Annotated in this window: 9 protein-coding genes; 4 read left to right on the top strand and 5 right to left on the bottom strand. The window is 60.5% G+C overall.

Features of this window, described 5'->3' with window-relative positions; genetic code table 11:
- Positions 1-47: 47 nt before the first annotated feature.
- The 3 genes from E0502_RS09150 to E0502_RS09140 form a co-directional block, all read right to left on the bottom strand.
- Positions 48-1,886 (bottom strand): DUF885 domain-containing protein, encoded by a 1,839-nt coding sequence (locus tag E0502_RS09150; protein ID WP_137677716.1) that lies wholly within the window; start codon positions 1,884-1,886, stop codon positions 48-50.
- Between the two features lie 119 nt (positions 1,887-2,005).
- The gene (locus E0502_RS09145) at positions 2,006-3,004 is read right to left on the bottom strand and encodes an MBL fold metallo-hydrolase (RefSeq protein WP_137677715.1); all 999 of its coding nucleotides are present in this window, start codon (positions 3,002-3,004) and stop codon (positions 2,006-2,008) included.
- Complete coding sequence (locus E0502_RS09140) at positions 3,001-4,272, bottom strand: metal-dependent hydrolase family protein (protein WP_137677714.1); 1,272 nt, start codon at positions 4,270-4,272, stop codon at positions 3,001-3,003. The genes E0502_RS09145 and E0502_RS09140 overlap by 4 nt, the downstream gene beginning before the upstream one ends.
- Positions 4,273-4,413: 141 nt before the next feature.
- Here E0502_RS09140 and E0502_RS09135 point away from each other — a divergent pair, with 141 nt between their 5' ends.
- Positions 4,414-6,471 carry a S9 family peptidase gene (locus E0502_RS09135; RefSeq protein ID WP_137677713.1) on the top strand — a complete coding sequence of 686 codons (2,058 nt, stop codon included), beginning with the start codon at positions 4,414-4,416 and terminating at the stop codon, positions 6,469-6,471.
- A 97-nt stretch (positions 6,472-6,568) separates the two neighbouring features.
- Here the strand turns inward: E0502_RS09135 and E0502_RS09130 are convergent, their stop codons facing one another.
- Both E0502_RS09130 and E0502_RS09125 read right to left on the bottom strand, forming a co-directional pair.
- Positions 6,569-7,432, bottom strand: a complete 864-nt coding sequence (locus E0502_RS09130) for a MipA/OmpV family protein (protein WP_137677712.1) — start codon at positions 7,430-7,432, stop codon at positions 6,569-6,571.
- 80 nt (positions 7,433-7,512) lie between these two features.
- Positions 7,513-8,103 carry a DUF2585 domain-containing protein gene (locus E0502_RS09125; RefSeq protein WP_137677711.1) on the bottom strand — a complete coding sequence of 197 codons (591 nt, stop codon included), beginning with the start codon at positions 8,101-8,103 and terminating at the stop codon, positions 7,513-7,515.
- A gap of 111 nt (positions 8,104-8,214) precedes the next feature.
- Between E0502_RS09125 and crtY the strand changes: the two genes are divergently transcribed.
- Genes crtY through E0502_RS09110 form a run of 3 tightly spaced genes read left to right on the top strand, consistent with a single transcriptional unit; the run spans position 8,215 to position 11,521 of the window.
- Positions 8,215-9,432, top strand: coding sequence for a lycopene beta-cyclase CrtY (crtY, locus tag E0502_RS09120; protein ID WP_137677710.1), 1,218 nt, complete (start codon positions 8,215-8,217; stop codon positions 9,430-9,432).
- Positions 9,429-10,940 (top strand): phytoene desaturase, encoded by a 1,512-nt coding sequence (locus tag E0502_RS09115; protein WP_137677709.1) that lies wholly within the window; start codon positions 9,429-9,431, stop codon positions 10,938-10,940. The genes crtY and E0502_RS09115 overlap by 4 nt, the downstream gene beginning before the upstream one ends.
- Positions 10,940-11,521 carry an LOG family protein gene (locus tag E0502_RS09110; RefSeq protein ID WP_137677708.1) on the top strand — a complete coding sequence of 194 codons (582 nt, stop codon included), beginning with the start codon at positions 10,940-10,942 and terminating at the stop codon, positions 11,519-11,521. The genes E0502_RS09115 and E0502_RS09110 overlap by 1 nt, the downstream gene beginning before the upstream one ends.
- Positions 11,522-11,541 lie beyond the last annotated feature (20 nt).

Here is an 11,541-nt window from a genome sequence, read left to right as displayed (position 1 = left end):
CCGCCCGGCAGCGCCGGACAGCCTGTTCTTTTTCTATTGGTCAATTTTCAACGCTGCGAAGCAATCCAGCGGTCGATCTTGGCTTCCAGCACCGGCAATGGCAGCGACCCGGTGTTGAGTACCTGATTGTGGAACTCGCGCAGATCGAATTTGTCGCCCAGCGCGGCTTCGCCCTTTTTGCGCAGCTCCTGGATTTTCAGCGCGCCGACCTTGTAAGCCAGCGCCTGGCTCGGGATTGCAATATAGCGTTCGACTTCGGACACGACTTCCGTCCGGGTCATGCCCGAGTTTTCCAGCATGAAGTCGATCGCCTGTTCGCGGGTCCAGCCCTTCGAATGGAGACCGGTATCGACCACCAGCCGCATGGCGCGCAGCTGTTCGTCCTGCAGCGTGCCGTAGCGGTTCCACGGATCGTCGAAGAAGCCCATCTCGTAGCCCAACGTCTCAGAATAGAGCGCCCAGCCTTCGACATAGGCGGTATTGCCGCCGAAGCGCATGAACGCCGGAAGGTCGGTGTTTTCCTGAGCAAGACTGATCTGGAAATGATGGCCCGGCGCGCCTTCGTGCAGGTACAGGGTGACATTGCCCGTCGTCAGCCTGCTCGGCAGGTCGTAGGCATTGAAATAGAAGGTCCCGGCACGCGACCCGTCGGGCGCGCCGGAGCTGTAGGAACCGCCAGCGCTGAACTGTTCGATCGACTCGTCATAGGGTTCGATGTTGAGCGGCGTCTTCGGAAGCACGGCGAAATACTCGCCGATCTTCTCGTCCACCTGTTCGCCGATATCGTAGTAGCTCTGCGTCAGCGCCTCGCGGCTTTCCGGCTTGAACTGCGGGTCGGTGCGGACATAGTCGAAGAATTCGGTGAGTGTGCCGCTGAAGCCCACCTCGTCCTTGATCTCCAGCATCCCGTTCTTGATCCGCGCAACTTCGGACAGACCGAGATTGTGCAAATAGTCGGCTTCCAGCGGCAGCGTGGTGGTCTGCTCGATCAGCTGTGCATAGAGCGCTTCGCCGCCCTTCATCTGGCTGAGCCCGACAGTTTCACGCGCCACCGGAAGGTATTCGTCGCGCAGGAAGTCGCGCATTTTCTCGTGCGCGGCGTAAATTTCCTGCGTTTTCGCTTCATAGGCGGCGGTCAGCCGCGCTTGGTCTTCCTCGGAAAAGTCTTCCGGGAATTGTTGCACCGGCTTCATGAACTGCGAGTCTGCAATCGGTACAGCCAGCTGGGTGTCGAACTGTTTTACCACATTGCCGATAGTGAGCGAGGTTTCGAGCACGCCGCTTTCCATCCCTTCGCGGAATTTGCCGATCGCGCGGTCGTTGATCGCGATATAATCGTCATGACGGCTGAGGTTGTCTTCGTAATTGGCGACTGTGTTGAACTGCGCCGCGCTGCCGCCGCTGGCGAAGGTCGGATAGAATGTGTGGAAGCCGGAGAAATGGTTCACCGGGCGCACTTCGGTCAGCGCGCGGATCTCGTCCGTCTGGCCGCGCAAGCTCGCTTCCTGACCATATTTGAAGACATCGTAGGCCAACTGGTCGGTCTCGTTCAGCTTGCTGCGGTCGATCAGTTCGAGCTTGGCAAGGTTGAGCTGCGTGTCCCGCTTGCTGGCATAGAAGCTGCTGTCCGTCAGGAAATCCCCGAGCCGGTCCGCATTCTTGTCATCACCGCGAAACAACCGGCCGATCGGATTGATCTCCAGCCCGCGGGCATCGGATTCAGCGAACAATGCTTTCAGCTTCTCGCCCTCGGTCTGCTCGGCAGGCGCTTCACTGGTGGCAATTTCAGCGTGATGATCGGCAAAGGCAGGCGCGGCGGGCAGCGCGATTGCAGCTGCAGTCGCCAGCAAGGCCCCGCCAAAGGAAATTGGGCGGACAGATTTCATAAAGATTCCCCGTTTGTATTCGTGATGACGCGGCATGGCGCGAATTTCAGCCAGCTAGAACGCCGATACCGAACGCGCGATGAACCCTCGACCAATAGCGCGTCCGCTTCGACAGGCGGTCAATCGAGACAGATACGGTCGCCCCGCCGGGCGACAGTGAACCCGCGCTCAACCACCTGCTTGCTTTCGGCGCTGTCGGGATCGCGGATCGGGTTGGTGTGGTTGTAATGGATGAAGCGGATTTTGCCGCGCTCCTCGCCCGGCAGGTCCTGAAGCAGGTCCATCGTTTCCGTCACGCGCGGGTGCGGGATCTCCGACATGTCGCGGCCGACGCCATTCTCGTCGAGTAATTCGTTGTCGTCCCAGAATGTCGCATCGACGAAGACCAGATCGACCTTCGCCACCAACGCTTCCAACGTGAAATCGGGCATGCGATCCTCCAGCTCGCTCCAACTGTCGATGTCAGGCAGGTAGAGGAAGGACCAGCTTTCGGGATCGGCCAGAACCCAGCCGACCGTCTCCGAATATTCGTCGCGATGGGGAACCGGTAGCGCGGTGGCGGCAATACCAGCGCCAAGGAATTGCGGCTCCGATGCGCGCCAGGCGTCGTTATCCAGCGGGGGAAATTTCCAGCTCGAATGCGGAACCGTGACGATTCGGATGTTTTCCAGTTCGACGAGCTGGTTCCACGGACCGTTGCTGCGGAGGAAATCTGCCATTCGAGGCATGGCGTAGACGCGAACATTCTGCGCGCCAGCCGCTTCGCGACCCAGATAGGCCAGTCCGAAGTAGTGTCCGATATGCGCGTGGGTCAGGAAGATGCCATCGATCCCGAGGCCCTGCTGAGGCGGCTCGATGGCATCGAGCATTGCCAGCTGCTGCGTGATCGCCGGCGTGGCATCGAACAGGTACCGTTTACCCTCTGTTCGGTCGATCAGCGCAAGCGAACTGGGGAGCAGCACCGGCCCATCGTCATCCGAATTGCCGATTTGCGGTGCGCCCGCATCCTGCCCTGCGCCAAGCACGACAATCTCGCGCTGGCATTGCGGACCGGGCTCTGCGGCGTTTGCCGGAACCGCTCCGGCCAACGCCACAAGAGCAGCGGCTGCGCGGATCATTCGATCACGCGTCCGCGCACCATCACCCAATCGACCTTTTCCAGCACAGCGACATCGCTCAGCGGGTTGCCCTCGACAGCGATGATGTCCGCTGAATATCCGGGTGCGAGTCTGCCGATTTCCTTCTCCATACCGATCACTTCGGCAGCAACGCTGGTGGCGCTTGCGAGAGCCTGACGGTCAGTCATCCCGCCCTTGCGCATAAGCGCGAATTCGCCTGCATTCTGACCATGCGGGAAAACCCCGGCATCGGTGCCGAATGCGACCTTCACGCCATACTCGCTCGCGCGCTCGACGATGCTCTCGGCATAAGGGCCGACCGCGCGGATCTTTTCTTCGACCACCGGCGTGTAAAAACCCGTGCCCAAATTCTCCTTGATCCCCTGGAAGGCCATCAGCGTCGGAACCAGAATAGTTCCGTTCTCACGCATGACCCGCCCTGCCTGGGCGTCGATATATGTGCCGTGCTCGATCGTGTGGACGCCCGCACGCGCCGCCGCCTCAATCCCGCGCGCACCGTGCGCATGGGCTGCAACCTTGAGGCCGAGCGAATTGGCGGTGTCGACGATCGCCTTCATCTCCGCATCTGAAAAATGCGCCTCCAGCCCGCGCCCCTGCTGGCTGAGCACGCCGCCGGTTGCGGTTATCTTGATCAGGTCCGCCCCGTATTTCGACGCCGTGCGGACCATCTCCGCGCACTGCACAGCGCCGGTGCATGCAAAGCTGGTGCCCAGCGCATCGTTTACTTCACGGCGGAAACCGTTGGTGTCGCCGTGCCCGCCGACGATGGCGATGGTCCGACCCGAAGTGACGATGCGCGGCCCCGGAAGCATGCCGTCCGCTGTCGCCATTCGCAGCGATTGTGTCACCTGGTCGCTGCGTGAACCGAGATCGCGCACAGTGGTGAAGCCCGCTTTCGCGGTAACGTGCGCATTCTTGGCCGCGACCAGAGTGGACCATTCGGGCGGATTGACAGCGGAACGCCAGAACTCGCCGCTCGGGTCGCCGGAAAGATGCGTGTGCAAATCGATCAGGCCGGGCAGCACAGTGTGCTCGGGCAAATGGATCATCGCTGCGCCTTCAGGCGTCGGCTGGAAACCGTCCACGATGCTGACGATCTTTCCGTCGGTGACGGTTATGGTCGCCGGACCGCTCGGGTTGCCCGATGCGTCGGTGATGACCGAGCCGGCATGGATGATTGTCGTGTCAGCCAGTGCCGGTGTCGCAATAAATGCCGCCCCGGCGACCAGTTTTGAAATGATGCGCATGAAGTCCTCTCCTGTTGCGCCAGTGATGCCGCCAAGCGGCCCGGTGCACAACCCCGCCTTTTGCTCATCCGGTTGCGTGTGAAACCACATTCGGTATGACGCGTTCACACAACAGTTCGTCACAAGAGGAAATTTCCGCATATGACCCGCAAGCTGCTGCTCGCCGCCACTCTGCTTGGCTCAGTCTCGATTGCCGCGACCGCCGCTGCGCGGCCGATGACGCCGGAGGATGTCGCCAAATTGAAAAGCGTTGGCGCAATTGCCGTTTCGCCTGACGGCCAGCGCGTCGCCTATACGACAGCGGCCTTGCCTGATGTCACCGAAGGCGAGGACAATGGCAGCACCACGCAGGAGCTGAAGATCGCCACCGGGCCGGATATGGCGAGCCTGTATTTGCCCGAAGATGTCAGCCCTTCGGGAGTCACCTTCTCGCCCGACGGAACCATGGTCAGTTTCACCTGGGCCAATGATGATGACGACCGGGCTGTATGGGGCGTGCCTGTCTACGGCGGCACCCATCGCAAGCTGGCCGGAGTCGAAGACAGCGACGTGCGATCCTATGTCTGGGCACCCGATGGCCACAGCATTTACATGCTGGTCGGCGCAGAGACCGACGAACAGCGCGACACGCAGCGCAAGGGCGGTTTCGACGCAATCGTGTATGAAGAAGAAGCACGCTTGCCGCGCATGTTTGTGGCGCAGGTCGGCGAGACGCCGGACGAAGACCCGCGCCAGATCCAGATCCCGGGCTATGTCAATTCATTCGATGTCGCGGCCGATGGCAAGACAGGCATCGTGATGAGCCAGCCGACCCCACAAATCGATGACACGTACACTTCGCAGCGGGTCCACATTATCGACCTTGGCACAGGCAATGTCCGGACCGTCGTTGAAACACCCGGCAAGCTGGGCGACGTTGAAATTTCGCCCGACGGCAGGCAGCTTTCGATGATCGCCGGTGTCGACAAGAACGATCCTGCCGATACGACGCTGCATCTGGTCGATGTAGCCACCGGCAGCTACCGCGCGCTCAACGAAGGCGCTGCCGAAGCGGCAGTCGATGCCGAATGGCTTGCCAACGGCTCGCTTGCCGCAGTGATCCACAAGGGCGCCTCTAGCCATATCCGCCTTTACGCGCCCAACGGCGCACTGCTGACCGAGGAGCCGGCAGAAGGGCTTTCGCTGTCTTCGGTCGAGACCGGCGGCAACAATATTGTCGTGAGAGCAAGCGCCCCGACTCATCCGTCCGAACTGTACTTTTACAGCAACGGCACGTTCGAGCGTTGGACCAACCACAATGCGTGGCTGTCGGAAATCGATTTCGGAACGCAGCGGACATTCACGTACACCGCGCGCGACGGTCAGGAAATCGAAGGCGTGCTGATCGAACCGGTTGGCGGAGCGCCCGCGGGCGGAGCCCCGCTGATCCTCAATGTCCACGGCGGTCCGGAAGCGCATGACAGCAATGGCTGGCAGACCGCTTACTCGAAACCGGGACATGTCGCAGCCGGGCAAGGCTATGCCGTTTTCCTGCCCAATTATCGCGGCTCGACCGGATACGGCACAGCGTTCTCAAAACAGCACCAGGGCAACTACACCGATCCGGAGTTCACCGATCTGGTCGACGCCAAACGGGCGCTGGTCGCTGAAGGCATAGCTGATGCCGACCGGGTCGGCGTAACGGGTGGTTCCTATGGCGGCTATGCCACAGCCTGGACCAGCACCTATTTCAGCGACGAATTCGTCGCCGGGGTGATGTTTGTCGGCATTTCGAACCAGATTTCGAAATTCGGCACGACCGACATTCCCTATGAAATGTACAATGTGCATAGCTTGGCATGGCCATGGGACAATTGGCAGAAGATGCTCGAAGTCAGCCCGATTTACCATGTCGACAAGGCCAACACCCCGCTGCTGATCATGCATGGCGAGGAAGACACGCGTGTCAGCCCGAGCCAGAGCTACGAACTCTATCGCAGCATCAAGGTGCGCAAGCCCGATGTGCCGGTGCGACTTGTCCTCTATCCCGGTGAAGGCCACGGCAATTCCAAGGCTGCCAGCCGTTACGACTACAATTTGCGCATGATGCGCTGGTTCGACACCTATCTCAAAACCGGCGACCGCAATGCCGAGATGCCGTCACCGCGCCCGATGCTGCCGGAAACGGCCAAAGGCGGCGGCGACGGTAGCGACGACTAAGCCAGCACACGCAATCTGGCAGAGACCGTGCAAAGCAAAAGGCCCGCCGCCCTATTGGGTAGCGGGCCTTTTTTCTCAGCCTATCGAGTGCCGCCGGCTAGAAGGTGTAGCCGATACCCGCAGCGATGAAGAACTGGTCTGCGTCACCCCGAAGGCTGGTGAACGGCGTGCGCTTGGCATCGCCGAGCATCCGCGAGTAGCCCCCGATGCCGACCAGCGAAAGGCCGCCATTGGTCGCATCGCCATCGAGATCGAAGCCCAGCAGGATGGTTGCGCTGGCTTTCGTGAAGCCACTATCTGCGCTGAATTGCGGCAATCCGCTGGTCACGCTGTCAGCTGCATCGATAGTGAAGTAATAGTCGGCATAGCTGTCATCGACATATTCCGCGCCCAGCGTCAGCGATGCGATCGCTCCGCGGCTGAGCGGGGTGAAATACGTCACCGACGGGTCGATCACCATGCCGTCATGCGCCCCGGCGACGTCCCACCGCGCGTCGACATTGAAACTCAGACTGTCATAGGGGTTGAGCAGGCCGGGAAAGCTTACACCTGCGGTTGGGCCGACTTCGATGGCCGTTTCCAATTCACCCAGGCTAGCCACCACCGCATCTTCGATCCGGCCGGCACGATTACGCCGGATACGCGCGGTCACACCCAGATCGAAGTTGGGTCCTGTTTCCGTGTCGGGGATGAAATCGAGTGCCAGACCGCCGGGACGAGGATTGATATCGACCCCGCCAAACGAGCCTTGGACAATCGGCAACACGGACACGACATAATCGTCAGACCCGTCATAGCTTGGCGAATACGCAGCGCCGATGCCAATGCTGACCCAGTCGCCATCGAAGACGGTTTCGCCAATCGGCGGCGGCCCCTGCCGCGTTTCGACGGCAACTTCGTCCTGTGCAAAAGCGGGCGAGGCGAGGCACAGCGCCAGCGCGGCGGAAGTAAATTTTTTCATCGGAATCCCTCGGTGTCTTTAGACACCAACGCCCCGCTGACCGACACGTTCCAATCGGAATGTGTTACATGCTCGTGCGTTCAGCCCATTCCCTGCCACTGCCTGATCGCTTCAATCGGCCAGAACAGCATGATGACGTTGAGCGTCAGGTTGTCGCGAATGATCCACAGCGTAAGCAACTCGAAGAAAATTGCGATGCCAAGGCTGATCTTCCACGGGATACGCGCCGCGAACAGGAAGCCGATCATCATCCAGCCGATATCCGACATGGAGTTGAGAATGGAATCTCCAGAATAGCCGAAGCTGATCGTCACTTCGCGATAGCGGTCAATCACCGCCGGAGTGTTCTCGGAAATTTCCCACGCCGCTTCGACCAGCACTGCGATCGGGAGCGCCCACGCCGCGGGCTTACCGCCAAACCACGCCCATTTGCGCCACAATAACACTGCGAGACCGTACATGATGATACCGTGGATGAAGTGGCTCGGGCTGTACCAGTCGGTGATATGCTGGCTGTTGCCAGAGCTTTGTACGCTGCCGTGCCATAGCTTGATCTCACCACAGGTGCAGATCGGCGGGCGATCCATCGCGATCAGCACCACGAGAGTGACTACCAGCACGGCAATTGTCGCGATGATCGCCTTGCGATGCGGCATGAGAGTGTTTTTCATGCGGACGGTGTCGTCAATTTGCCGCCGCATAACAAGCATCACGGCACAATTTCCCACCGTGCGCGCCTGGACGATTGCCCGCCTGCACAATCCTCCTTAGAGCAGCTTGCGATGACCGGGCGCGCCACCGATAGACGAACAGAAATCGCCATTGTCGGCGGCGGGCTTGCCGGCGGGCTGATTGCGCTTGCGTTGCGGCGCCACCATCCGGAAATGCAGGTGACGCTGATTGAAGCGGGCGAAGCGCTGGGCGGCAACCATCGCTGGAGCTGGTTCGACAACGATCTCGACGCCGAAGGGGCCGAACTGCTGGCCGGATTCCGCAAGACGCATTGGAGTGGATATTCAGTCCGCTTCCCCGCCTATCGCCGGCGGTTCGACACCGGCTATAATTCACTTGCCTCGCCCGATTTCGATGCCGGCCTTCGCCGCGATTTGTCTCAACAGACAATCCATACGAAGCGGCGGGTCGAACAGCTCGATGCGGGGGGCGTGACACTGGATGATGGCTCGCGCATTTCCGCCCGCACGGTGATCGATTGCCGGGACGCTGCGCCAAGCACTCACCTCACCGGCGGCTGGCAGGTCTTCATGGGCCGCCACATCCGCACGCCGCGATTGCACGGAATAGAGCGTCCGATCATCATGGACGCTTCAGTGGACCAGCATGCGCCGCACGGGACCGGCGGTTCCTACCGCTTCGTGTACGTGCTCCCGCTCGGTGCCGACGAATTGTTCGTCGAAGACACTTACTATGCCGATGCGGCAATGCTCGACCGCAATGCGGTCTCGGGCAGGATCGATCGCTATCTCGACGCGCATGGCTTGCAGGGTGACATTATCGGCGGCGAAACGGGTGTGCTCCCGGTGATCACCGGTGGCAATTTTGTCCGCCATCAGGAGGACATGCGGATCGAAGGCGTTGCTCTGGCGGGCGCGCGGGGTGGCTTCGTCCATCCGCTGACAAGTTACACATTGCCCTTCGCGGTAGAAACCGCGCTGGCCATCGCCAAAGATGCCACTCTCCCGGGCGAACAGCTTGCGGCCTGGCTCGAAGCGCGGGCCAGAAAGCACTGGGCGCGCACCGGGTTTTACCGCATGCTCGGCTCCATGTTGTTCGGAGCGGCAGAGCCCGCGGAACGCTACCGCATCTTCCAACGTTTCTATCGCCTGAATCCCGGACTGATCGAGCGCTTCTATGCCGGACAATCCAATTTGGCGGACAAGGCGCGCATCCTGACCGGGAAACCGCCCGTATCTGTCTTCAGGGCAATCGGGGCACTTGCGGGCAAAGGCGAACCTTTGGTCGCTGAAAAAGGAAACTCATGAATAACAAGCAGCCAGTATCTCAAGACGAAGCAAAGACGGCCTGCGTTGTCGGATCGGGTTTCGGCGGCATGGCGCTGGCAATGCGGCTGCAATCGGCCGGGATCCAGACCACCGTTATCGAAGGCCGCGACAAGCCCGGCGGCCGGGCCTATTTCTGGGAGAAGGAAGGCTTCACTTTCGATGGCGGCCCTACAGTGGTGACCGATCCCGATTGCCTGAAGGAACTCTGGGCCCTGTCCGGTCACAAGATGGAAGAAGACGTCGAACTAATGCCGGTCAGGCCGTTTTATCGGCTCAACTGGCCGGACGGGACAAACTTCGACTATTCGAACGACGAGGCTGAGCTCAATTCCGAGATCGCCAAGCTCGATCCCGCTGACATTGCCGGCTATGCGCGGTTCCTGGAATATGCAGCAGGGGTCTACGAGGAAGGCTATGTCAAGCTCGGCACAGTGCCGTTCCTCGATTTCAAATCGATGATCAAAGCCGCACCCGCTCTGGCCAAGAAGCAGGCATGGCGCAGCGTCTATTCGATGGTTTCCAGTTTTGTGAAGAGTGAGAAGCTGCGCGAAGCGCTGAGTTTCCATACCCTGCTGGTCGGCGGCAATCCGATGAAAACCAGCGCGATCTACGCTCTGATTCACAAGCTGGAGAAAGACGGCGGAGTATGGTGGACGCGCGGCGGCACCAACCGCCTGATTGCAGGGATGATCCGCCATTTCGAACGGCTTGGCGGCAGAATGGTTGTCGGTGATCCGGTAGTTCAGGTTCACACCATCGGCAAACGCGCGACAGAGGTCGAAACCGCGTCAGGCTGGCGCGAAAAGTTCCACGCGGTCGCTTCGAACGCCGATATCATGCACAGCTACCGCGACCTGTTGTCAGGCAGCCAGCGGGGGCCGCAATACGCCGGAAAACTCAAGCGCAAAAGCTTCAGCCCCGGACTGTTCGTGGTCCATTTCGGGCTGGAAGGCAGCTGGCCGGGTATTCCCCACCACATGATCCTGTTCGGCCCGCGCTACAAAGGCTTGCTGGAGGACATTTACGACAACGGTGTGCTGCCGGCCGATTTCTCGATCTACCTGCACCACCCGACGGTGACCGACCCCAGCATGGCCCCGCCGGGCAAGAGCACGTTCTATGCGCTGGTACCTGTCGCACACATGGGCAAGCTGGCGGTCGATTGGGACGAAGTCGGGCCGCAACTGGAAAAACGCATCCTCGACGAAGTCGGACGCCGCCTGATCCCCGACATCCATGACCGTATCGTGACCAAGTTCCACTATGCACCGAAGGATTTCGCGAGCGATCTCAACGCGCATCTGGGCAGCGCTTTCAGCCTTGAACCCGTGCTCACTCAAAGCGCGTGGTTCCGCGGGCATAATCGCGACGATGTTATCGACAATTTCTACCTGGTCGGTGCAGGCACGCATCCGGGTGCGGGTATTCCCGGGGTGGTCGGAAGCGCCAAGGCGACTGCGGGACTGATGATCGAGGATCTCAAGTGATGAAACGCCTCGCAATCTACTGCGGCTCTGCCACACCGGAAGATCCGCGCTATATCGAGTTAGCCCACGAAGTCGGGCAAGACCTTGCCGAGCGCGGGATCGGTGTCGTTTATGGCGGCGGGCGGCTCGGGCTGATGGGAGCGGTCGCCTCGGGCGCGCTTGAGGCGGGGGGCGAAGTGATCGGAGTCATCCCCGAAGCGCTGGCCAATAGCGAAGTCGCCAATCACGATTGCACCGAGCTTTACACCGTCGGCGGGATGCACGAACGCAAGCAGCGCTTCACCGATCTGTCCGATGGCTTCATCACCATTCCCGGCGGGGTCGGGACGATGGACGAATTATGGGAAGCGATGAGCTGGGCGCAGCTCGGCTATCACCAGAAGCCGGTCGGCCTGCTCAACTCATTCGGCTTTTACGACGATTTACTGGCCTTCAACCGCAAGATGGCGGACGTGGGATTTGTGCGGCCGGTGCATCAGGGAATCTTGATCGCCGCCGAAGCGCTCCCCCGCCTGCTGAAGCTTATGGCGGAATACCGGCCGCACACTCCGATTTTCCAGATGAAAGCTGACGATCTGTGAAGCGGCCAAGGCCCCTCGCG

Source organism: Parerythrobacter lutipelagi, from assembly GCF_005434975.1.
Taxonomy (GTDB): Bacteria; Pseudomonadota; Alphaproteobacteria; order Sphingomonadales; family Sphingomonadaceae; genus Parerythrobacter_A; species Parerythrobacter_A lutipelagi.
The sequence above is the reverse complement of the archived record's forward strand: the minus strand, read 5'-3'. Positions and strand labels throughout refer to the sequence as shown.

Coding starts and splice junctions, on each gene's coding strand:
- E0502_RS09150 (WP_137677716.1), bottom strand. CDS start 1,886: ATGAAATCTGTCCGCCCAATTTCCTTTGGCGGGGCCTTGCTGGCGACT.
- E0502_RS09145 (WP_137677715.1), bottom strand. CDS start 3,004: ATGATCCGCGCAGCCGCTGCTCTTGTGGCGTTGGCCGGAGCGGTTCCG.
- E0502_RS09140 (WP_137677714.1), bottom strand. CDS start 4,272: ATGCGCATCATTTCAAAACTGGTCGCCGGGGCGGCATTTATTGCGACA.
- E0502_RS09135 (WP_137677713.1), top strand. CDS start 4,414: ATGACCCGCAAGCTGCTGCTCGCCGCCACTCTGCTTGGCTCAGTCTCG.
- E0502_RS09130 (WP_137677712.1), bottom strand. CDS start 7,432: ATGAAAAAATTTACTTCCGCCGCGCTGGCGCTGTGCCTCGCCTCGCCC.
- E0502_RS09125 (WP_137677711.1), bottom strand. CDS start 8,103: ATGAAAAACACTCTCATGCCGCATCGCAAGGCGATCATCGCGACAATT.
- crtY (WP_137677710.1), top strand. CDS start 8,215: ATGACCGGGCGCGCCACCGATAGACGAACAGAAATCGCCATTGTCGGC.
- E0502_RS09115 (WP_137677709.1), top strand. CDS start 9,429: ATGAATAACAAGCAGCCAGTATCTCAAGACGAAGCAAAGACGGCCTGC.
- E0502_RS09110 (WP_137677708.1), top strand. CDS start 10,940: ATGAAACGCCTCGCAATCTACTGCGGCTCTGCCACACCGGAAGATCCG.